Source organism: Pseudomonas sp. B21-019, from assembly GCF_024749225.1.
GTDB lineage: Bacteria > Pseudomonadota > Gammaproteobacteria > Pseudomonadales > Pseudomonadaceae > Aquipseudomonas.
The window spans coordinates 3,961,339-3,982,872 of record NZ_CP087193.1; the positions used below are offsets into that span (position 1 = coordinate 3,961,339).

Annotated in this window: 24 protein-coding genes; 12 read left to right on the top strand and 12 right to left on the bottom strand. The window is 59.7% G+C overall.

All coding sequences use genetic code 11. The features are described 5' to 3' along the window. Nucleotides 1–66: 66 nt before the first annotated feature. From LOY36_RS17605 to LOY36_RS17620, 4 genes are all read right to left on the bottom strand, one after another. Nucleotides 67–1,251 carry a hypothetical protein gene (locus LOY36_RS17605; RefSeq protein ID WP_258669322.1) on the bottom strand — a complete coding sequence of 395 codons (1,185 nt, stop codon included), beginning with the start codon at nt 1,249–1,251 and terminating at the stop codon, nt 67–69. Beyond that, on the bottom strand, nt 1,200–2,570 hold the full coding sequence (locus LOY36_RS17610; RefSeq protein ID WP_258669324.1) for a hypothetical protein: 1,371 nt from the start codon (nt 2,568–2,570) through the stop codon (nt 1,200–1,202). Before LOY36_RS17610 ends, LOY36_RS17605 begins: the two co-directional genes overlap by 52 nt. 157 nt (nt 2,571–2,727) lie before the next feature. Further along, entirely contained in the window at nt 2,728–3,651 is a 924-nt protein-coding gene (locus tag LOY36_RS17615) for a LysR family transcriptional regulator (RefSeq protein ID WP_019648497.1), read from the bottom strand. Nucleotides 3,652–3,698: 47 nt separating this feature from the next. Then, nucleotides 3,699–4,694, bottom strand: coding sequence for an MBL fold metallo-hydrolase (locus LOY36_RS17620; RefSeq protein WP_258669326.1), 996 nt, complete (start codon nt 4,692–4,694; stop codon nt 3,699–3,701). A 289-nt stretch (nt 4,695–4,983) separates the two neighbouring features. On the opposite strand from LOY36_RS17620, the gene LOY36_RS17625 reads away from it, so the two are divergent. Continuing rightward, nucleotides 4,984–5,445 carry a helix-turn-helix domain-containing protein gene (locus LOY36_RS17625; RefSeq protein WP_258669335.1) on the top strand — a complete coding sequence of 154 codons (462 nt, stop codon included), beginning with the start codon at nt 4,984–4,986 and terminating at the stop codon, nt 5,443–5,445. 99 nt (nt 5,446–5,544) lie between these two features. On the opposite strand, the gene LOY36_RS17630 is transcribed toward LOY36_RS17625, so the two are convergent. Both LOY36_RS17630 and LOY36_RS17635 read right to left on the bottom strand, forming a co-directional pair. Continuing rightward, nucleotides 5,545–6,369: an alpha/beta fold hydrolase gene (locus LOY36_RS17630; protein WP_258669338.1), complete on the bottom strand. Its 825-nt coding sequence runs from the start codon at nt 6,367–6,369 to the stop codon at nt 5,545–5,547. A gap of 32 nt (nt 6,370–6,401) precedes the next feature. Beyond that, complete coding sequence (locus tag LOY36_RS17635; protein WP_019648494.1) at nt 6,402–6,977, bottom strand: flavodoxin family protein; 576 nt, start codon at nt 6,975–6,977, stop codon at nt 6,402–6,404. A 343-nt stretch (nt 6,978–7,320) separates the two neighbouring features. Between LOY36_RS17635 and LOY36_RS17640 the strand changes: the two genes are divergently transcribed. Then, the gene (locus LOY36_RS17640) at nt 7,321–10,125 is read left to right on the top strand and encodes a helix-turn-helix transcriptional regulator (RefSeq protein WP_258669342.1); all 2,805 of its coding nucleotides are present in this window, start codon (nt 7,321–7,323) and stop codon (nt 10,123–10,125) included. Here LOY36_RS17640 and LOY36_RS17645 read toward each other — a convergent pair. Together LOY36_RS17645 and LOY36_RS17650 are read right to left on the bottom strand one after the other, a co-directional pair. Beyond that, nucleotides 10,090–11,568, bottom strand: coding sequence for a helix-turn-helix transcriptional regulator (locus tag LOY36_RS17645; RefSeq protein ID WP_258669345.1), 1,479 nt, complete (start codon nt 11,566–11,568; stop codon nt 10,090–10,092). The genes LOY36_RS17640 and LOY36_RS17645 overlap by 36 nt on opposite strands. Before the next feature lie 185 nt (nt 11,569–11,753). Further along, a complete protein-coding gene (locus tag LOY36_RS17650) occupies nt 11,754–12,704 on the bottom strand; it encodes a GlxA family transcriptional regulator (RefSeq protein WP_258669348.1) in 951 nt (316 codons plus the stop codon). A 226-nt stretch (nt 12,705–12,930) separates the two neighbouring features. Between LOY36_RS17650 and LOY36_RS17655 the strand changes: the two genes are divergently transcribed. Further along, entirely contained in the window at nt 12,931–13,653 is a 723-nt protein-coding gene (locus LOY36_RS17655) for a pirin family protein (protein WP_258669351.1), read from the top strand. 266 nt (nt 13,654–13,919) lie between these two features. On the opposite strand, the gene LOY36_RS17660 is transcribed toward LOY36_RS17655, so the two are convergent. The 3 genes from LOY36_RS17660 to LOY36_RS17670 all read right to left on the bottom strand — a co-directional run bounded on the left by LOY36_RS17660 (nt 13,920) and on the right by LOY36_RS17670 (nt 15,999). After that, a complete protein-coding gene (locus tag LOY36_RS17660; protein ID WP_258669354.1) occupies nt 13,920–14,738 on the bottom strand; it encodes a helix-turn-helix transcriptional regulator in 819 nt (272 codons plus the stop codon). Between the two features lie 5 nt (nt 14,739–14,743). Next, nucleotides 14,744–15,283, bottom strand: a complete 540-nt coding sequence (locus tag LOY36_RS17665; protein WP_026331779.1) for a kinase inhibitor — start codon at nt 15,281–15,283, stop codon at nt 14,744–14,746. A 122-nt stretch (nt 15,284–15,405) separates the two neighbouring features. Further along, nucleotides 15,406–15,999: an NUDIX domain-containing protein gene (locus LOY36_RS17670; RefSeq protein WP_018925541.1), complete on the bottom strand. Its 594-nt coding sequence runs from the start codon at nt 15,997–15,999 to the stop codon at nt 15,406–15,408. Nucleotides 16,000–16,258: 259 nt separating this feature from the next. On the opposite strand from LOY36_RS17670, the gene LOY36_RS17675 reads away from it, so the two are divergent. Further along, nucleotides 16,259–16,687, top strand: a complete 429-nt coding sequence (locus LOY36_RS17675; RefSeq protein WP_258669356.1) for a GNAT family N-acetyltransferase — start codon at nt 16,259–16,261, stop codon at nt 16,685–16,687. 144 nt (nt 16,688–16,831) lie between these two features. Here LOY36_RS17675 and LOY36_RS17680 read toward each other — a convergent pair whose 3' ends face one another. Beyond that, entirely contained in the window at nt 16,832–17,182 is a 351-nt protein-coding gene (locus tag LOY36_RS17680) for a hypothetical protein (RefSeq protein ID WP_007941140.1), read from the bottom strand. A gap of 147 nt (nt 17,183–17,329) precedes the next feature. Here LOY36_RS17680 and LOY36_RS17685 point away from each other — a divergent pair, with 147 nt between their 5' ends. From LOY36_RS17685 to LOY36_RS17720, 8 genes are all read left to right on the top strand, one after another. After that, entirely contained in the window at nt 17,330–17,578 is a 249-nt protein-coding gene (locus LOY36_RS17685; RefSeq protein ID WP_007941139.1) for a hypothetical protein, read from the top strand. 18 nt (nt 17,579–17,596) lie between these two features. Further along, the gene (locus LOY36_RS17690) at nt 17,597–17,926 is read left to right on the top strand and encodes a DUF6388 family protein (RefSeq protein WP_258669359.1); all 330 of its coding nucleotides are present in this window, start codon (nt 17,597–17,599) and stop codon (nt 17,924–17,926) included. 86 nt (nt 17,927–18,012) lie between these two features. Beyond that, complete coding sequence (gene tusD, locus LOY36_RS17695) at nt 18,013–18,405, top strand: sulfurtransferase complex subunit TusD (protein ID WP_258669362.1); 393 nt, start codon at nt 18,013–18,015, stop codon at nt 18,403–18,405. A 1-nt stretch (nt 18,406) separates the two neighbouring features. After that, complete coding sequence (gene tusC / locus LOY36_RS17700) at nt 18,407–18,769, top strand: sulfurtransferase complex subunit TusC (RefSeq protein ID WP_028941281.1); 363 nt, start codon at nt 18,407–18,409, stop codon at nt 18,767–18,769. After that, entirely contained in the window at nt 18,769–19,062 is a 294-nt protein-coding gene (tusB, locus tag LOY36_RS17705) for a sulfurtransferase complex subunit TusB (protein WP_258669365.1), read from the top strand. The genes tusC and tusB overlap by 1 nt, the downstream gene beginning before the upstream one ends. After that, on the top strand, nt 19,059–19,394 hold the full coding sequence (locus LOY36_RS17710) for a TusE/DsrC/DsvC family sulfur relay protein (RefSeq protein ID WP_258669380.1): 336 nt from the start codon (nt 19,059–19,061) through the stop codon (nt 19,392–19,394). Before tusB ends, LOY36_RS17710 begins: the two co-directional genes overlap by 4 nt. Then, a complete protein-coding gene (locus LOY36_RS17715) occupies nt 19,391–20,392 on the top strand; it encodes a glycosyl transferase family protein (RefSeq protein ID WP_258669383.1) in 1,002 nt (333 codons plus the stop codon). The genes LOY36_RS17710 and LOY36_RS17715 overlap by 4 nt, the downstream gene beginning before the upstream one ends. Before the next feature lie 90 nt (nt 20,393–20,482). Beyond that, nucleotides 20,483–21,484 carry a glutathione S-transferase family protein gene (locus LOY36_RS17720; protein WP_258669386.1) on the top strand — a complete coding sequence of 334 codons (1,002 nt, stop codon included), beginning with the start codon at nt 20,483–20,485 and terminating at the stop codon, nt 21,482–21,484. Nucleotides 21,485–21,534 lie beyond the last annotated feature (50 nt).

Consider the following 21,534-nt stretch of genomic DNA (forward strand, 5'->3'; position numbering starts at 1 on the left):
ATCAAGTAACGATAAACGCCGTTAAACACAACACGCTGAACGCCAAAACCTCCCGCCAGCTCTTCTTCAAGGAATGGCCCGAATGGTGTACTGACGTGCGGCGAAGACCACCGCCGTCGCCGGATTCGGGACCTGATCCATATTGACCCTGAAGTGAATGGACAACGTGCTGCCTTCCGCCAGATCCTTCAAATAGCTGAACAAAACGGTAACGCTGTAGCGGCCGTTCAACACCCAACTTCGATGCACTGCGAAGTTGAGGCCCGTCCACATGGTGAGATTGTGGCTGCCCCCGCTGGCGTTCTGGCCCTCCAAATCCAGCCAGATCGGCTGACCGGAGGCAATAAGCGGCCAAATACCAAACAGGAGAGTTGCCCCAAGTTGCACATCGGCCAGATTCAGCACCGTCGTACCGTTCGCCTGGGTGATCACCGGAGGGTCGAACCGGTCTGCCGGAATAGTCCCGATGTTCAGGACAAGCGGCCGTGAAACCACCGGTGGTGCTGTTCCGCGATCATATTCGAAGCTCACCGTCACCCGTTTGCCCAAGCTGAACGCCAACAGCGTAACGGGCAGCTGGATTATCCTGGGTCGGATGGTAGTGCCGGCCTGAACGGTATTGGTGATGTGTGAGCCCGCCGCGGGTGTTCCTGGCGCAGCCGTCCAGATAACCCTGATCCTGTCATTGGCCTGCATGTTGTAATCCAGGACAGCCGTCAGCCTCGTCAAGGCCGCAAGAGGATCCAGATTGCCGTTATCGGGCGCCTCTGCAATCGTCAACTCCAGGTTTAGCAGCACGACGTCGATCGTCCACGGCGTGGAGCCCCCACCGCCGCCATTCAAGGGCCGGGCGGTGAATACGTGCAGGCCGCCCGTCAACGCAGATACCGCAAGCTCCCAGACACCGGAAACTGCCGTGATCATGCCTATGACGGTCTGCCCGTCCAGTATCTCCAGTGGTTGGCCGGCCATTGCGCTGCCGCTGATCGTCACCTGGGTGGAGTTGGTGGGTCCACCATTGGTTATGTCATCGCCGGCAGAGTCTTTCACCGCCAGGATCATCGGATCCGGCGGTATCGGTCCGCCCGTTTTGACGGTGTACTGTTTCGCTGGAAACTTCACTGCTGAACTTTTGCTCAGGCTTTTGTCCAGTGCCACCCTGAGTTGCACTGTCAGTGCGCTGCCATCCATGAGCAGGTTTAGCGGGGTGGTTGAAAAGATCTGCGAAAAGAAATCGTGGGTGACAAACAACTGGTCGACGGGGGGTGAGGGGCAATCACGTACTCGACATTGAAAACGCCGCCATCGGCCAATGTTCCAATCAGGCTTACCCAGAAATACTGGCCGACGGCGATCAGCGGCCAACCCTCTATGAACAGGGTGAACGCCGAGATAGAGCTCACGTCCAGCTCGTTGCCATGGCCATTGCCCAATGCTTCCCTGATGATCGGCTGGGGCAATGCGTTCTGCGCGAGAGGCAGCACGTTCAACATCAGCGGCAGCGAACTCACGGCGGGAGCGTTGCCGACCATCAGGTCAAAGATGACCGTCACCGTTTGGCCCAGGTTAAAGGCGACCACCGAATTGCGCAGCGACACGTCTTTAGTACCGGTAGCACCGGCATCGACATAAGCGGTGACGACTGAACCCTCTGGCGAAGTGCCCGGCGCACCTATCCAGCGCACACGGACCCTGGCGCCCGTTATTACGGGAAAGGAGAGACGAGCCGTGAGGTTGTATCGGGCCGCCAGCGGGTCCAGATGAGGGTTACCTTTGGCTTCCACGATAGAGGGAGCCAACAGTCGCGTTTGGGCATCGTTATTGATGGTGTAGTGACGCGGCGCAAACTTCAGTGCTGCATTCTTGTTCAGTTTTTTATCCAGCGCGGCCCTGAAATCCAGTGTCAACGTGCTGCCATGCTTGAGCCTCTTGAGCGGCAACGCCGAAAACGTCTCGGCATGAAAACCGGACTGCAGAAATGCCTGAGTAACTACGCTGTTGGGCGCTATCCAGTATTCAATGTAAAAAGCGCTGCCGTCGTCGTTGATGCCACTCAGGCTCATCCAGAAATACTGCCCGTCCGTTATCAGCGGCCAGCCATTGATGCGCAGGGTGAAATTCGTCAAGAACACCACGTCCAGCACGCTGCCTATGCCATTGTTGGCCGCTTGGGTGATCAGCGGGATGGGCAGAGCGCTCTGCGCAAGCGGCACAATGGTGACCGTCAGCGGCAATGAGGTCGCGATCGGTGTGGTGCCGTTCATGACGACATAAGTCACCGTCACCACGCTGTTCAAGCTATAGGCCACTATCCAGTTGGGCAGCGGGACTTTCCATGGCGCAGTGCCGCCGACCGGAAAGAAGACGGTCGTGAATGAGGCCTCGCTCGGCGCTCCCGGCGCAGCCTCCCAGATCACTTGCAAGCTCTCCCCAGGCTTCATGCGGTAGTTGATGACAACCGTCAGGTTATTGCGGACCAACACTGGGTCAAGTGGCGGGTTACCCGGGTTTTGCTCGAGTTCAGGGTCTGGCAGAGAGTTGGTGAGCGCTGCGGCAACTGGGCTATTCATCATTCGCTCCCTGTGCATGATTGAGGTCGCCCCATGGGCACTGACTCATCACACACCGGTTGGCGACATCGCGCTACTATCAGAAATTACAGGTCAGGAAAAAAACGGATGAACGGTAAGAGCAAAAGCGCTTGCTCGCAGCACGTGTTCTGCCTGTTTACACCGCCGCAATATCCAGCGGCGCCGACATGAACTGACTGATCCGCGATCTCAACCAGCGCTCTGCTGGATCGTTGTCATGCACCCCGCTCCAGGCCATCGACAGCTGCGCCGCGTCAATGGGAAACGGCGGATCTTCCGCGCGCAACCCACACCCCTCCACCAACGCACACGCGGCGTAATCCGGCACGGTGGCGATCATCTCGGTGCCAGCGAGCAACGCGCGCAAACCACTGAATTGCGGCACGCCGAGCACCACGCGGCGGGTGCGGCCGACCTTGGCCAGGTCGAGGTCGATGTTGCCGCTCAGGTCACCGGAGAACGACACCATTGCATGGGGCCGCGCACAATACTCGTCCAGCGTCAGCGGCCCCGGGCGGTCATCGCCGCGCAGGACTTTGCAGGGGATGTCCCGCAGCTTCTTGCGCTTGGCATTGGCCGGCAGATCGGTGGTGTAGCTCACCCCCACCGAGATTTCCCCTGACGCCAGCAACGCCGGCATCAGCAGATAGTTGGCGCGGCGCACCACGACCACGATCCCCGGCGCCTCTTCCTGCAACTGGCGCAGCAACGGTGGAAACAGCCCGAACTCGGCATCGTCCGACAGCCCGATGCGAAACACATCGCAGCTGCTGGCCGGCTCGAACTCCTTGGCGCGGCTGACCGCCCCCGAGATGGTGTCCATCGCCGGTTGCAGCTCCTTGAGAATCGCCAGCGCCCGCGCCGTCGGCTCCATGCCGCGACCGTTGCGCAGCAACAACGGATCGTCGAACAAATCACGCAACCGGCCCAGCGCGGCGCTCACTGCTGGTTGGCCCATGAACAGCTTTTCGGCGACGCGGGTCAGGTTTTTTTCGAACATCAGCGCTTCGAAAATCACCAGCAGGTTCATGTCGACGCGGCGCAGATCGTTACGGTTCATGGGCACGGTTCCCCTTTGTGTTCAGTCAGGCGCAAGTGTGTCGGACTTTACTCGATCATCGGCACTTTCGCCGCTCGTTTATAAGGCCCGTACTCGATCGGTACCCACTGGAAATGCTTGTCCACTGCGGTGATATGGCCGACACCCGGAAACGGTAAATGCGCTGCCGTGACCCAGATCTTGCTGGCCGCCGCATCGCTGAACACCTTGGCACGGCTCTTGATCGCCTGCTGATTGTCGACGTCGAAACGGATCGATACCTCGGGATGCTCGAACTGCACCGCCAGGTTATGCACCAGATCACCCATGAACAGAATGCTCTGGCCTTGGGAGTTGAACCGATACGTGGTACTGCCCGGTGTGTGCCCCGCCTCCAGTTCGGCATCGACAACGCCCGGCACTGGCGACTGCCCGGCAGTAAAGGTCTTGAAGCGGCCCGCCGCGATGTAGGGCGCGGTGGAGTCCTGGGCGATCTTGAAGAATTCCCTGGCACCGGCCGGTGCCTTGACCATGGCCTGAGGGTCAAGCCAGTAATCGGCTTCCGCCTTGGCGGCGTAGACCGTGGCGTTGGCGAACACAGGCTTTTGCTGCCCATCCACCAATCCGCACACATGGTCCAGATGCAAGTGGGTGAGCAGGATGGTATCGACCTGTTCTGGCTTATAACCAGCGGCTTGCATGTTCGCCGACAATTGGCCCGCAGTGGCACCGATGCACTGCCCTGCCCCGGTATCCACCAGAATCAGTTGTTTGCCGGTATTCACCAGAAACGCGTTGAACGCGGTTTGCACCCCCGGCGTTTCAATCGAACGACGAGCCAGCAACGCGCGGATCTGGTCTTGGGTCAGCCCCTCGAGCAGTTTGGGCGACAGGTCGTTGTAGCCATCGAACAACGCCGTCACCTCGTAGTCGCCCACCGCGAGCCGGTAATAACCGGGCACCTGAGTGTTCACCTGAGCTGGCGCCTGGGCCAGGCTGATGCTGGACATCAGCGCCAATGCCAGGCCAAGTCCGCCAAGTGTGCAAACGCGGGATTGCTTCATGAGATCACCCTTGATCGAGCCAGAAAAAGCGGCCCAGTCCAGGCCGCTACACGTCGCCCATCTTGCATGACCGTGCATCCGCACGAATTGCAGCGATGTGCTCAGTTGGCGCACTTTCACCCTTAAGCCTGACTGCGGAATTAACAACGTTTAACTCGCAAGCCAAAGCCCCCGCGACCAAGAATGAAGCCTTCTGCGCAGAGCTCTTTTTCTAGAGTTTTTAGAAAAAGAAACGTGCTGACCCACCGTGCAGTGCACCCGCGCGCGCCCACCGACACGGACATTGGCCATGGCTCTCATTCAGCAAAACGCGATCAAGGCGTGTGCCATTGAAACGCAAAAAAAGACCACGGGAGGCCTTAGCCCCTGGCGTGAAAACCTGGTTAAACAGTTGATCCTCGACCACCTCGGCGAAACCCTGGAAGTGACCGAACTGGCACGGGTCTGTGCCCTGTCGCGCAGTCATTTTTCCCGTGCGTTCAAATGCAGCACCGGTGTTTCACCGCAAGACTGGATCCGACAGCAACGCATTGCCCGGGCCAAACAGTTGATCCGGAACACCGACCTGACCCTGACGCAAATCAGCCTGGAATGTGGCTTCTGCGATCAGGCACATTTCTCTCATATCTTCACCCGCAGCGAAGGCATCACACCGTTTGCCTGGCGCTGCCGTGCGATGCGTGTTCTTCCCTCTCTCAACAGCAAAAGATCGCAGCCTTCGGCAGCTCCGGGTATTCACATCACCTTGTAGGCGCTGATGAACAACAAAGATCGCAGCCCCTCGCCAACCCCCACGGGCGTTCACATAACCCTGTAGGAGCTGGCGCAGCCTGCGATCTTTTGATTTTGATCAGCCCTTGATGAACGCCAGCAGATCTTCGTTGAGTTGATCCTTGTGGGTATCGGTCAGGCCGTGCGGGGCTCCCGGGTAGACCTTCAACGTAGAGCCCTTGACCAGTTTCGCCGAGGCGATGCCCGCCGCTTCGATCGGCACCACCTGGTCGTCGTCGCCATGCACCACGAGGGTTGGCACATCGAACTTCTTCAGGTCTTCGGTGAAGTCGGTTTCAGAGAACGCCTTGATGCAGTCGTACGCATTCTTGTGGCCGGAAGCCATGCCCTGCAGCCAGAACCAGTCGATCATGCCTTGCGAAGGTTTGGCACCCGGCCGGTTGAAACCGAAGAACGGACCGCTGGCCAGATCCTTGTACAACTGCGAACGGTCGACCAAAGACGCCTGACGAATACCGTCGAACACTTCCATCGGCAGGCCGCCCGGGTTGGCCTCGGTCTTGAGCATCTGCGGCGGCACCGATGAAATCAGCCCGGCCTTGGCCACGCGTCCAGTACCGTAGCGACCGATGTAGCGCGCCACTTCGCCACCGCCAGTGGAGAAACCGAACAACACAGCGTTTTGCAGATCCAGATGCTCGATCAACTGCGCCAGGTCATCGGCGTAGGTGTCCATGTCATTGCCGAACCATGGCTGGCTCGAACGGCCGTGACCACGGCGGTCATGGGCGATGACCCGGTAGCCTTTGGAGGCCAGGAAGATCATCTGCGACTCCCAACTGTCGGCGTTTAACGGCCAACCGTGGCTGAAGACGATCGGCTGACCGGTGCCCCAGTCCTTGTAGTAAATCTCGGTGCCGTCTCGGGTAGTAAAGGTGCTCATTACGACTCTCCTGATGCATGGGTTTACGACGATTAACAAGAGGTTTGAGCCAGGCGTTCGGCCAGGCGCGCCACCCGCTCGCCCAAATGTGCGGCGGTACGGCGGTCTTCCAGTGGAGGTGCAAATTCAGGGGATTGTTCGACGTTCGATTGGGCCATCGCCCCCAGCGAACTGCCGAGTCGGTTCAACTGCCCGTCGAACAGGCCCACGCTGCTGCGCGCCGGCAGCAGGTCGAGGCCGACCCAGATCATCGAGTGCTGGGCGGCGAACACTGCCATCTGCAGCAAGGTGTTGAGCTTGTCGCCACACAGGCATCCGGAGTTGGTAAACCCGGCAGCGAGTTTGTCGCGCCAGGGCTGGGCCAGGTAGAACGAGGCGGTGGCCTCCATGAAACCCTTGAAGGCTGCCGAGGCGCTGCCCATGTAGGTCGGGGCGCCGAAGATGATTGCATCGGCACGGTGCAAGCGTTCCCAGTGGTCGTCCACTTCCTCCACCGGAATCAGCCAACAGGTGCTGCCCAAGTGTCGTTCTACCCCCAGGCCCACGGCTTCGGCCATGACCCGGGTGTGCCCGTATCCACTGTGATAGACCACCACCACGTTGCTCATTCCGGCTCCTCCAGAAGTGTTCGTCCTTTTTGCGGCACGCTTTTTGTTGCACTTTCTGTTGCAAAAAGGCCGATACCTTCGGCTACTTGAAGAAATGGATTTTTGAGCGTAGACCGGATCGGTACGAGTTAAACGTTGTTAATTTTCTGCCGTACACCCATGGCCCCGGTGTGCCGTTCACCAGCGCTGAGTCCAATAAATACGGGACCGCCGGGCACTGACGGCAAGGCCGCAGCCGTTGCACCTGCTGCCGAGATGTATGGCGCCACGTTGCGCTGCCGAAAAAACCTCAGGAATATGCCTGGATACCGCGTGATAGACGGATGCAAGCAGGAGTGACCCGTTGACCCTTACCCCCGAACAGGCCATCCGTTTCGGCCCCTACCGGATCTACCCTGGCCAACGCCTGGTGATGGAGGCCGACCAGCCCCTGCGCCTGGGCAGGCAAGCCATGGACATTCTGTTGATGTTGCTGGAGCACGCAGGCCAGGTGGTGAGCAAGCAGCAACTGATCGCGCGGGTCTGGCCCAAAAGCGTAGTGGAAGACTCCAACCTGCGCGTGCACATGGCGGCACTGCGCAAAGCCCTTGGTGACGGTCAGGCCGGCCAGCGTTACATCATCACCGTCGCCCAGCGCGGCTACAGCTTTGTCGCGCCGTTTTCCCTGGAGTCCATCGAACAACATCCCCAAAACGACGCCAATGAACCGGGCGGCCATAACCTGCCGGTGCGCCGGACTCGCATGATCGGCCGTCAGGCGCTGGTCGACAGACTGTTGGCGCAACTCTCGCAGCAGCGTTTCATCACCCTGGTAGGCCCCGGCGGGATCGGCAAGACGACCGTGGCGCTGCGCGTCGCCGAGCAACTGATCGGTCGCTATCGAGACGGCATTCGCCTGGTGGACCTGGCACCGATCAACTGCCCTTTGATGATCGGCGCGCACTTGGCGTCAGCGCTGGGCTTGTCGTTGCATGACGCCGACCCCATAAACGGGCTCGCCACATGCTTGCGCGAACGGCAGATGCTGCTGGTCATCGACAACTGCGAACACCTGATCGATGCCATTGCGTTGCTCAGCGAAAGCATCCTGCGCGCGGCACCCCAAGTGCACATTCTGGCCACCAGTCGCGAAAGCCTGCGGGCCGAAGGCGAATACGTGCAGCGCCTGGAATCACTGGACTGCCCGCCGCCCATCGCCCTGCTCGACCGCGCTCAGGCCCTGACGTTTTCGGCGCTGCAATTGTTTGTCGAGCGGGCGATGGCCAGCCACGACAGCTTCGAACTGAGCGAAGCCGACCTGCCGCTGGCGATTGAAATCTGCCGACGTCTGGACGGCATTCCGTTGGCGATCGAACTGGCAGCGGCGCAGGTCGGCAACCTGGGTTTGAGCGGCTTGCTGTCGCAACTGCAAGACAGCTTTCGCCTGCTCGCCCAAGGCTGCCCGACCACCATGGGCCGCCATCAGACCCTGCGCGCCACGCTGGACTGGAGCTTCGAACTGCTCAATGCCTGCGAGCAGACGTGCCTGCGCCGACTGGGGATATTCCGGGGCGCTTTTACCCTGGAATCGGCGGCTGCCGTGATTGTCGGCCAGTACGTCGAGCCCGATGTGGTGTTTGCCTCGATTACCCAATTGGTGGCCAAGTCATTGCTGAACGTGGAAGTCGGCGATGAAGAAGTGTTCTACCGTCTGCTCGACACCACACGTGGCTATGCGCTGGAAAAACTCGACCAGGCCCAAGAGCTGGCGGACACCCGAGAGCGCCACGCCGAATGCTGCCTGGCCTTGATGCAGCAGGCGCAGAGTGATTGGGAACACACCCAGAGCGAGCGCTGGACCGAGCGTTACGCCCGCAACCTGGACGACATTCGTGCAGTCCTGGATTGGGGCTTGAACGCTCAAGGGCCGCAGGCCTTGGCCATCCGTCTCGCCGCGACCTCGGCACCGCTCTGGCAAGAGCTGTCGCTGCTCAAGGAATACGGCGCGTACGTGCGCAAAGCCCTGGCGTTGCTCGAAACGACGCATCAGCCCTGCCCGCGCTTGACCATGAACCTCAAGCTTGCCCTCGGCAGTTCCTGCTATCACACCCTGGGCAGTAGCGCCGAATCCGTCGAAGCCTTCGTCAGCGCCAAACACCTGGCCGAACACTGCAATGATGTGGCCGGTCAGCTCAAAGCGATTTCCGGGCACCTGGCGGTTGATCTCAGCTGCGGCCACTACCAACTGGCTCTGGAGCAGAGCCGACAATTCGAGCGGTTGAGGCCGCACGACGACGCGGTGACGGCCCTCAGCACCCAACGTTTGCGGGTCCTGGCCCTGCATTTTGCCGGGGATCAGGTACTGGCGCGGGAGAATGCCGAACAGGTCATTCAACGCCTGGCCCAGAGCGGCCAGCTCAACCGCTTCACCCATGGTTTTGGCGTGCAATACGACCAGAGCGTGGCGACCCTGACGATTCTGGCGCGCATTCTCTGGCTGCAAGGGCTTCCGGAAAAAGCCTGGCATACCGCACGACAGGCGCTCGACATCGCGATGCAAATCAATCATGGCACGTCCATCTGCTACACCCTGGCGCTGTCCGGTTGCCTGATCGCCCACTACAACGGCAACACGCCGGTCGCCCGCGAGCTCCTGGCCTTGCTGCTTGAGCAGGCGAAGAAACACTCGGTGTTGCTGTTCTACACCTGGGCCAAACATTACGCGCAGGTGATCGACGGAACTGATGCGCCCTCATCTCCGCGACCAGACACCGGGTTGATCAAGGAAATCATGGTCACTCTGGGCAGCCGTTTCATCGATGATGCGTTGCTGGAGCGGGCCGAAAACGGCGCGGCGGGCTGGAGCACGGCAGAGATTCTGCGGGCCCGGGCCGACGCGTTACTGGCAGAGGATTGCCCGAGCAGTGCTGACGCGGCCGAGGCGGTGCTGCTCAAGGCTTTAGCCGTGGCAAAAACCCAGGGAGCGCTGGCCTGGGAACTGCGCAGCGCCACATCACTGGCCCTGCTGTGGCAGCGTCAGGGCCACTTCCGGCAAGCCCATGAGCTGCTGGCGCCGATTTACCAGCGCTTCACCGAAGGCTTCGCCACACCGGACCTGATAAAAGTCCGGCGGTTACTCGGCGAGTTGCAGCACCACCTGTCCGACTGATGTCCAGTGGGCCCGGCTGATGTAGCGCTCATAACGCAGTTCGAAGGCACGCAAGTAACCGCTGTGTTCGAGCTTCTCCAAAGCGTAGGTGCGCGTGGTATTGAGGAAGCGGTAGCGGGTCACACCGTTACCCTGCTCCACCGACAGCAGCGATGTATTCGCCAGACTCTCCACCACACTGACCAGGCTAGCAGGCAGCAGCATCGCGTCACTGATCACGCCAATCGCCGCGTCCAGCGTAAACGCCATCTTGAACACCGCCAGCCGCTGCAACACGATCTGCTCCAACGGACTCAGCCGTTCATAGCTCCAGTCCAACGCCGCTTTGAGATTCTGATGCCGTGGCACGGCGGTGCGTCGACCTTGGCTCAACAGTTGTAAACAGTTGCCGAGTTGCGCTTGCAACCCCACCAGCGCCAGTGCATCGATTTGCGCCGCCGCCAGCTCAATGGCCAGGGGCAAGCCATCCAGCCGACGACAGATTTCACGCACAGCCTTCAGATCCTGTTGGCGCAAAGCAAACCCTTGCTGACGGGCTCGGGCGCGGCTGACCAGCAGCTGCACCGCTGAATACCCCATGGCCTCGGCCACGCTATATATCGCCGAGGCTGGCGGCACCGTCAGGGCGGGTAACCGCAGCAGCGTTTCCCCCGCTGCTCGCAGCGGTTCGCGACTGGTGGCGAGGATCGACAATCGAGGCGCCGAGGCCAACAGATCGTCCACCACTGTCCTGCAACGTTCGAGCAGGTGTTCGCAGTTGTCGAGCACCACCAAGGCATGCCGTTGCGCCAACGCGTTTGCGCCGATGTCCAGTTCCAGGGTGCGCGACAGATGATCGACAAGCTGCGACGGGTCATCGATGGCCGCCAGGTCAACCATCCAGACACCATCCCGATAGTGCTGCAACAGCAACTCGGCCACGCGCAACGCCACGGTGGTCTTGCCAATGCCAGCAGGGCCGATCAGGGTCATGAAGCGTCGAACCGGCAACTGCCGAACCACGCTGCCGACGATCGAGTCGCGACCGATCACCGGTGTGAGCCGCGCAGGCAGGTTGTGTTGAGGCTTGTGCACGGTTTCGAGCAGCACCGGCGTGCCCGCCCGATCGTGCTGCACCGGGGCGATGAAGCTATAACCGCGCTGGGGAATATTAACGATATAGGGCTGCCCGTTCGGCCCATCGCCGAGCGCTCGACGCAGGGCGGCGATATGGACGCGCAGGTTGATTTCCTCGACCACCGACGTTGGCCAGACGCGGGCAATCAGCGTCTCTTTGCTGACCACCGCACTGGCGTGCTCGATCAGCACCTGCAAAATTTCCAGGGCTCGCCCACCCATGCGCAGCGGCCGATCACCGTCCAGGATCAGCCGCTGATGCGGGTGGAACGCATAGGGCCCGAACCGTACCACTATGTCGCTGTTTATGTTTCTGAGGCTGTTCATGCACGTTCATGCGCTGAAAACCTGGCTCGGCTCAAGGAACTTCAAGCTCCATCGAACCCGCCCATCCAGGCTCCCGCACCTCCAAAAAAAGAGTTCACGGGTATCTTGGCAGGCATGGGTGACGGTACAACGGCCATGGGAGGAGCATCACGGTCATCGCGGTGCGCACAACGGACAACAGCGCGTTAACTGAACTGCTCGCGGTACTGGGTGGGGGTCAGGCCGAGCTTTTCACTAAACAGAAAGCGCATATGGCGCACGCTGCCGAAGCCACTTTTATAGGCCACGGTCTTGAGCGGCAGCTCGCTGGTTTCCAACAGATTCCTGGCGTGATCGATGCGCGCGCTTTGCAGAAACTCCATCGGCGTCATATTCACTTCCCGAGTGAAAACCCTGGCGAAGTGCCGCGCACTCATGTTCACCAGACTGGCCATACGCTCAATACCGAACGCTTCGTCGAGGTGCTCGAGCACATGGTTCTGCACCCGGGTGACTGGCGTTTCCTGGGGGCCCACCGCGGCCATCAACGGACTGAACTGCGCCTGCCCGCCCTGGCGTTTCATCACTACCAGCAGCACTTTGGCCACATCCTGGGCGACTTTCTTGCCGTGGTCCTGGGCAACCACCGCCAGCGCCAGGTCGATGCCGGCGGTGACACCGCCGGAAGTGATGAGGTTGCGGTCCTGCACGAAAATCTGATCGGTCTCGACGATGGCCTTGGGGAAGCCTTTGATCAGTCGTTCGGTGTAATGCCAATGAGTGGTCACGCGAAAGCCGTCCAGCAATCCGGCATGCCCAAGCACGAACGCGCCGGTGCAGATCGACCCGTATCGGTTCGCACGGCTGACGGCACCCTGAAGCCAGTTGAGCAGCGGCGGATGCTTTTCGTTGTAAGCCCCCGGCCCGCCCGGCACCAGCAGCACGTCATAGTGCCCGTTCGCCTGATCGATGTGCAGATCGGCCTGGACGCTGACGCCATTGGAGGCCCGCAATGCGCCCTGCTCGGTGCCGATGGTCAACAGCTCGTATCGGTCCGCCGGTTGCAGATAACGATTGGCGATGGAAAACACTTCCATGGGACCGGCCATGTCGAGCAGGAGAAAGTCTGGGAACAACACCATTGCCACGGTTTTCATGGATTCAAAGTCACTAATAGAGAACTGTTCAATACCACTGCGCCGCCCACAGGTCTGGCGCCCGGCATTATGGCCACATGTAACAACAAGCATACATGAACCCGCTCACATAACTGTCAACCTGCAAGAGACAGTATTTCAATTTTCATCTACTTATTGCACTTAAGCGTAACCATTAACCTTCTCCTCACTCGGACGAATTCACGTCCTGACAGGAGATTTCATAATGCTGACCCTTCGCAAAGCTTCGGATCGCGGCGCGGCCAATCACGGTTGGTTGAAGTCGTTCCATACCTTTTCCTTTGCCAACTACCGCAACCCGCGGGAACAGGGTTTTTCCGACCTGTTGGTGATCAACGACGACCGCGTGGCCGCCGGCAAAGGCTTTGGCCAGCACCCTCACCGCGACATGGAGATTTTCTCCTACGTGCTCGAAGGCGCGCTGGAACACAAGGACACGCTGGGCACCGGTTCGGTGATCCGCCCTGGCGACGTGCAATTGATGAGCGCCGGCAGTGGCGTGGCGCACAGTGAATACAACCACTCATCGACACGCCCGGTGCACTTCCTGCAAATCTGGATCGTGCCCGACGTCAGCGGCGCCAAACCGCGTTATCAGCAAGAGCATTTCAGTACCCAGAAAAAACGCGGCCGCTTGCAGCTGATCATCTCCCCGGACGGGGCCAACGGTTCGCTGAAAGTCCGGCAGGATGCGCGAGTGTATGCCGGCCTGTTCGACGGCAAGGAAAGCGCCACGCTGGAACTGGCCGCCGATCGCTACGCTTATGTGCATGTGGCGCGGGGCAGTGTCGAATTGAACGGTATGCAGCTGCGCGAAGGCGACGGCGTACGGGTTCGTGAAGAACGGGTGCTGACCTTGAGCAATGGCGTGGACGCCGAGGTGCTGGTGTTTGATTTGCGGCCGCAAGAGTTGCCGGAAATGCCGTGATCCCCTTGTTCCAGCGCGCAAAAAAAACGGCCTGATCAAGGCCGTTTATGGGCTCTGATCGCGCCCAACCCTGTGGCGAGGGGGCTTAACCCCGTTCGGCTGCGAAGCAGTCGTAAACCGGTGCATGCGATGTACCTGAAAACATGCAATTGCGGGGGTTTGGGGCCGCTTCGCGACCCAACGGGGGCAAGCCCCCTCGCCACAGATAACGGCGCAAGCAAGCACGCTCGCCAAAGAACGCACAGTTTCACCGCGCACAGGAATACCTAAATCGTCGCCCGCAATTCCCGTGGCGACAGGCCATAGTGTGAGCGAAAGCGCACGGCAAAACGTGAGGCCGAGGCGTAGCCGCTGGCGCCGGCAATTTCACCGATGGGCCGAGAAGTGGTTTGCAACCATTGCAGCGCCGTTGCAAGTCGAACACTTTCCAGAATATTCCTGAAACTGCTCCCCTCATTGGCCAGTTGGCGCCGCAACGTCGACTCACCAAGGTTCAGGTGTTGTGCAACGCTCGCAACCGTCCAGTCGCTCTCAGGGCTGCCCATCAGCAACTGCTGCACACGTTCGCACAGTGGATCATTGCGATCCGTCAGCAGCGGTCCGGCGTGGCCATTGAGGCCCAGGCTGAGCAGAACCGCTTCCCCATAGTGGGTGCGCAATGCATCCGGAGCGTTCGCATTGATGGCGGCCAATAACTGCTCCCATGCCTGCGTCGTATGCCTGTCCAGAGGCACACACAGATCTGTCTTCGGGGCACGGTGACCACTCATGATCTGCCGGCCATATCGACTGCTGAAGTTGCGCAGTGTCGAAGCGGGAAAGGTCACGACATCAGCGATGTAGTGACCATGAAGGCCGGGGAAGTTCGAGATGCCAAGCTCGCGCCCGGCCGGCATAAGGATCAAGTGTTGCGGCCCTGCACGCATCTCCCGGTCATCCCATTGCAACAGCTTTTCCCCCTGCCGCACTCGACACAAGGTGGTCGCGAAGATCGGCACCCGTTGCAAGGTATGAGGCTGCCGCGCCCGGATGACACACGCATCGATAATGTTTTCCCGGTGCTGGATGCCGTCACAAGGGCGCATCGTTCTTAACGTCCGTAAGTTGAAGTGATGGTCGCTTTGGCCAAGGCGTTGGCATTGAGCATATAGCCCACCAAGGCTCCGCTGGCCTGGCTGTCGAGTGGCAGCTTATCGACTTTCAACGCCCATACGGTGAATTGATAGCGATGGGGCTTATCTCCCACAGGAGGGCACGCTCCGCCAAATCCCGGTTGGCCATAATCGGTTCGTCCTTGTACGGCACCGGCAGGCAGGTTCGAACCGACCCCGCTTGGCAGACTTTTGGTTGAAGCCGGTAAGTTGACCACCGTCCAATGCCACCAGCCGCTGCCGGTCGGCGCATCAGGGTCATAGACCGTGATTGCGTAACTTTTAGTCTCCGCCGGGGCGTTGGACCAGGACAGTTGCGGAGACGTATTTCCCCCTTCACAACCGAAACCCTGGAATACCTCGCGACTGGTCAGCGGGCGATTTTCAGCAATATCCTGGCTCGTCAGCGAGAAGTCGGCTGCGTGCCCAGTGAGGACGACCCCCATGGACAATGCGGATAGGATAATTCGAATGTTCATCGTGACCTCATCGGTGTCTTGGCGTGAAGCACGAGTCTAGAGAGAGCGCTGGGCGATTACTGTGCCGAAACGCTCGACCATTGTGCCTGAACGCTCTCTCGATCCAGGCACACCCCGCCGACTCAGACCGGTCCGAAAATGTCCTTCATCGCCGCATACTGCAGCAGCATGATGGTCTTGGCATCGCAGATCTCCCCGCGATAAAACGCCTCAAGGGCGTCGTCGAATTTCCACTCCAGCACTTCCAGTTCTTCGGTTTCGTCTTCCAGCCCACCGCCCTCGCTGACCTTTGAAGACGCGTCGTATTCGGCGATAAAGAAATGCAGTTTCTCCGTGACCGAACCGGGGCTCATGTAGGACTCGAACACCTTCTGCACATGGTGGACGCGATAGCCGGTTTCCTCTTCGGCTTCAGCGCGAATGCGCTCTTCAGGCGCAGCGCCTTCCAGCAGCCCCGCCGCCACTTCAATCAACAAACCATCATGGCCGTTGACGAACACCGGCAACCGGAACTGGCGAGTCAGCACGACAGTTTTTTTCTCGCGGTTGAACAGCAGAATCGCCGCGCCGTTGCCACGGTCGTAGACCTCGCGGCTCTGGCGCTGCCAGTCGCCGTTGTTGCGCAGGTAATCGAACGTGATTTTCTTCAGCAGATACCAGTTGTGGGACAACACCTGGGACTCGATGATGTTGACCCGCTCGGCTGTGTTCGACATGACAATTCATCCTTATTTTCGTCAGAGGGCGTCCATGTTAGGCGAAAACAGAAAAGCCCGGCATGGTTGCCGGGCCTCTTTTTTTAACGCTTTGTCCAATCCTTCAGAACGTGTTGATTCAGAGGGTTGGAGTTACTAGAAATCCAATTGGACTACACGCCAAAGTAACAAATGATTGTGTGCTTCAGGTCAGCGGCCCGAGAGTTCCAAACAAACTACGATCGCGATAGGCTCTCTCTTTGCCATATGGATGTAGCCCATGACCCTGCGAATTGAACTGTCGGAAAACGCCACCCAGGAAGAACGCGAAGCGATCCTCACACCGCTGCGCGCCTACAACGCCTCAAAAGCCGGGCCCACGGTGTCAGAGCAGATTGCCTTGTTGGTGCGCGATGACAACGACGAGATTCTCGGCGGGCTTTATGGCCGAGTGTTTTATCGGTGGTTTTTCATTGAATTGTTGTCGGTACCGGACCAGGCACGGGGACAAGGGCTGGGTTCGAAGCTGATGCAGATGGCCGAAGACCTGGCGCGGGAGAAAGAGTGCATCGGGATCTGGCTGGACACCTTCGACTTCCAGGCGCCGGAGTTTTACAAGAAACACGGCTACAGCGAGCTGGGGCAGATTGCCGATTACCCGCCGGGCCATAAGCGCTTCTTTTTCCAGAAGCGTTTGATGGATTTGTAAGCTTCGGTTTTTGGGGTGCCTTAAAAGATCGCAGCCTCGTTTCACTCGACAGCTCCTACACAGCTCCTACATGGGTTTTGTATTCCCCTGTAGGAGCTGTCGAGTGAAACGAGGCTGCGATCTTTTCTGGATCTTCGATCTTGCTTACAAACAGGTCGCCAACGCCGCCAAACGGCGCTTGGCGACAAAATCATCATGCTGGGCGTAGTAGCTCAAGGCCGTGCCTGAAGCATCGCTGGTCACGTCCACGAAAGATTCGGCCGAACGGGTGTAGACCGTCGAGCCGCCCTTCTTGCCCGGCTGCAAATACGCACCGGCATCGACGCCGAACACCGCCTCGTCCTGCCAGGCAAACTGCACGCACTGGGCGACGACTTTTTCCGGTTTGTCCGAGGTCAGGGTTTTGTACGGGGTTTTGGTGCGGGCGTCGTTCATCGCCGATCCGGCGCAGCCCGCCAGCAAGGTTGCGGCCAGCGCCACCATCAGAATTCGCATTGCGTTCGCTCATCAGGAAAAAGCGGACTTTACCACCGCGGCGCGGCGTATCGTTCTGCTTTACTTCATTTATACCGCGACACCGCGCAACGATTCGCGCACCCTGTCGCGCCGATATCGTCGCATCGCCCATTTTTCAGGAAAGCCATGACACCCAACGCCGAGTTCTACAAACCGTCCACCGACTACGCCGACAAACTGATCAGCCAGATCGGTCAGACGCCGGCCTGGATCGCCAAGCGAATTGGCGTCACCGACAAGCGGATTCGCTACATTCTCGACGGCGAAAGAACCGTCAAAGGCGAAACCACGCCGATCCAAATGACCTACACCGAGCAGTTTGCCCTCGAGTGCCTGGCCGCGGCTGCCAAGGCGAGCAAAAAGCAGTCTTCGTAATCCCCTCAAGGAGTGACCATGGCGGCAACCGAACAGCAACACGAACAGGCGCTGAGAAAATTCCTCGATGAACGCCCTGAGCTGCGTCTTGAGCTAGACAATCTCAATCCCCTGCTCGCCCAGGCCAAAGGCGAGACGATGGCGCAGTACCGCGACGAACGCTTGCATGAAGCGTTCGAAGCCGAGGCCGAGCGCCTGGGTTTGTTTGCCTGGGAGCTGACACTGCAATTGACCGCCGCCACGCCTGAGGATTACCACGCCCAACGCCTGGAGGTGCACAAGGAAGTTGCCGAGATGGCCGGTATGGACTGGCTTGAGTATTGCGAGTTGTATGGGCTGACCAAGTAACCGTCGCAATCTCACCTACCCAAAGCCCTTCGCCGCCCTGCCGATAAAGCTTTATCATGGCCGCAGTTTTGCTGATCGAGTCCGTCATGAAATTCGCCATTGCGCTGTTTTCCGCCGCCCATGCGCCCTCCTCGCGCCGAGCCTTGCTGTTCGCCCAAGCCGCGCTGGCCAGCGGACATGAGATTGTCCGGCTGTTTTTCTATCAGGATGGCGTCTACAACGCGTCCGGCAGTGTGGTCACGCCTCAGGATGAGCAGGACTTGCCGAAACAATGGCGCACCTTTGTCAGCGAGCATCAACTCGATGGCGTGGTCTGCATCGCCGCCGCCCTGCGTCGTGGCGTGCTGAACGAGGAAGAAGCCCAGCGCTATCAGCGTGAAGCGGTCGCAGTGGGCGCGCCGTGGGAATTGTCCGGCCTTGGCCAGTTGCATGACGCGGTGCAGGACGCTGACCGCCTGATCTGTTTCGGAGGCGCGTGAGATGGCTAAATCCTTGCTGATTATCAGCCGTCAGGCGCCGTGGTCCGGGCCGAATGCGCGGGAAGCGCTGGACATTGTATTGGCCGGCGGTGCTTTCGATTTGCCAATCGGCCTGCTGTTTCTCGATGACGGCGTGTTCCAGCTCGCTGCGAAACAGGACGCCAAGGCGTTGCAGCAAAAAGACCTGAGCGCCAACCTGCAAGCCTTGCCGATGTTCGGCGTCGAAGACCTGTTCGTATGCGCTGACAGCGTAGCGGCCCGAGGCCTGGACCCCAAAGGTCTGTCGCTTGAAGAAGCCCGGGTACTGAGCGCCCAGGACATCACCGCCCTTATTGACCGTTACGACCAGGTGATCACCCTCTGATGTCGACTTTGCATGTGTTGTCTCATTCCCCTTTCGGCGACGAGCGCCTGAGCAGTTGCCTGCGCGTGATCGGCCCCAACGATGCGCTGCTGCTGAGTGGCGATGCGGCCTATGCCTTGCAGCCAGGCACCGCGCCATTCAGCTCTTTGCATGCTCGCAACCTGAAACTGTTCGTACTGGCCGAAGACGCACAGGCCCGTGCTGTGCAAGTTCCGGACTGGGCCAGTGCCATTGACTACCCGGCCTTCGTCGAACTGTCGATTCACTATGACAAGGTCAACAGTTGGCTATGAAATCCCTGACCGTTGGCGCCCGCGCCATTGAACTGGACAAGGACGGTTTCCTGGTGGAACTGAGCGACTGGTCTACCGAGGTGGCCACCGCTCTCGCCGCCGCCGAAGACATCGAGTTGAGCCAGGAACATTGGGAAATCCTCGAACTGCTGCGCAGTTTCTACGATGAATTCCAGTTGTCCCCGGCGACCCGCCCGTTGATCAAGTACACCGCATTGAAGCTCGGCCCCGACAAGGGCAACAGCCTGCACCTGAACCGACTGTTCAAAGGCACCCCTGCCAAACTCGCCGCGAAACTGGCGGGCCTGCCCAAACCGACGAATTGCTTATGACCGACTATCCAGCGCTGACCCTCGAAACGCCCGCCGAGCACCCGTTCGCCCAGTTCGTGCGGATCTTGGGCAAAGGCAAACGTGGCGCCCGTGATTTGACCCGCGAAGAAGCCCGCCAAGCCATGGGCATGGTGCTCGACGACAAGGTCGAGGACACCCAGCTCGGCGCGTTCCTGATGCTGTTGCGGCACAAGGAAGAGAGCGCCGAGGAAATGGCCGGATTCACCGAAGCCTTGCGTGAACGCCTGAATCCACCGGCGCTGGCGGTCGATCTGGACTGGCCGACGTACGCCGGCAAGAAGCGGCATTTGCCGTGGTATCTGCTGGCGGCCAAGTGCCTGGCGCAGAACGGCGTGCGCATCTTCATGCATGGCGGTGGCGCACACACGGCGGGTCGGCTGTACAGTGAACAACTGCTCGAGACGCTGAACATACCGTTGTGCCGCAACTGGCAGCAGGTCGGTGCGGCACTCGATCAGGGCGGCCTGGCGTTCATGCCATTGGTGGACTGGGCCCCCCAGCTTCAGCGAATGATCGACCTGCGCAACACCCTGGGCCTGCGCTCGCCGATCCATTCCCTGGCGCGGATTCTCAACCCATTGGGCGCCCGTTGTGGCCTGCAAAGCATTTTCCACCCCGGCTACCAGGCGGTGCATCGCGATGCCAGCGGTCTGCTCGGGGACACGGCAATCGTCGTCAAGGGCGATGGCGGCGAGATTGAGATCAACCCGGACGCCGACAGTCACCTGTATGGCACCACCGGCGGCGAAAGCTGGGATGAAGAATGGCCGCAGCTGTCGAGCCAGCGCCACGTCAAACCGGCGAGCCTGGATCCCGAGCACTTGAAAGCCGTATGGCGTGGCGATGTGGTCGACAGCTACCCGCAGATGGCGCTGATCTCGACCATGGCCCTGGCCTTGCGCGGCCTCGGCCAGCCTCGCGACCAAGCCTTCGAAACCGCCCAGCAATATTGGGACGCCCGGGACCGATCGATTTAATCGATCATAACAGCCCAACCTTTGCGCTTTTTGTTCAAACCTATGCGCATAGACTCCTCTCCAACGCTTATAGGTTGAGGAGTCAGGCACATGGGTTTGTTAGTCGAAGGTCGCTGGCAGGATCAGTGGTACCAAAGCAGCAAGGATGGCGCGTTCCAGCGTGAACAGGCGCAGCGTCGTAACTGGCTGACCGCCGATGGCAAGCCAGGCCCGAGCGGCGTCGGTGGTTTTGCCGCCGAGGCCGGTCGCTATCACCTCTATGTGTCCCTCGCCTGCCCGTGGGCCCATCGCACGCTGATCCTGCGCAAACTCAAAGGCCTGGAAAGCCTGATCGATGTGTCGGTGGTCAGCTGGTTGATGCTGGAAAACGGCTGGACCTTCGATAAAAACCTCGGATCGACCGGCGACAAGCTCGATCATTTCAATTTCATGCACCAGCGCTACACCGCCGATACCGCCGACTACACCGGCCGTGTCACCGTGCCGGTGCTGTGGGACAAACAGACCAACCGCATCGTCAGCAATGAATCGGCGGAGATCATCCGCATGTTCAACAGTGCGTTCGATGACTTGACCGGCAATGACCTGGATTTCTACCCGGCACCGCTGCGCAGCGAAATCGACGCCCTGAACGAACGGATTTATCCGGCGGTGAACAACGGCGTCTATCGCGCCGGATTCGCCACCTCGCAACAGGCTTACGAAGAGGCGTTCGATGAGTTATTTGCTGAGCTGGATCGGCTGGAGCAGCTGCTGGGCGCCAATCGTTACCTGACGGGCGAATACCTGACCGAAGCGGATATCCGATTGTTCACCACGCTGATTCGTTTTGATGCGGTGTATCACGGCCACTTCAAATGCAATCTGCGGCGGATTGCCGATTATCCGAGCCTGTCGAACTGGCTACGGGAGATTTATCAGTGGCCCGGGATTGCCGAGACGGTGGATTTCACCCACATCAAGAACCACTACTACGGCAGCCACAAGACCATCAATCCGACCGGAATTGTGCCGAAAGGGCCGGCGCAGGATTTCAACATGGCACATGATCGGGGGCGGTTGAGCGGGAAAGGGGTTTGGCGCAAGGCCTGAGGCTTGTGCAAGATTTGAGGGCCTCTTCGCGGGCAAGCCTCGCTCCTACA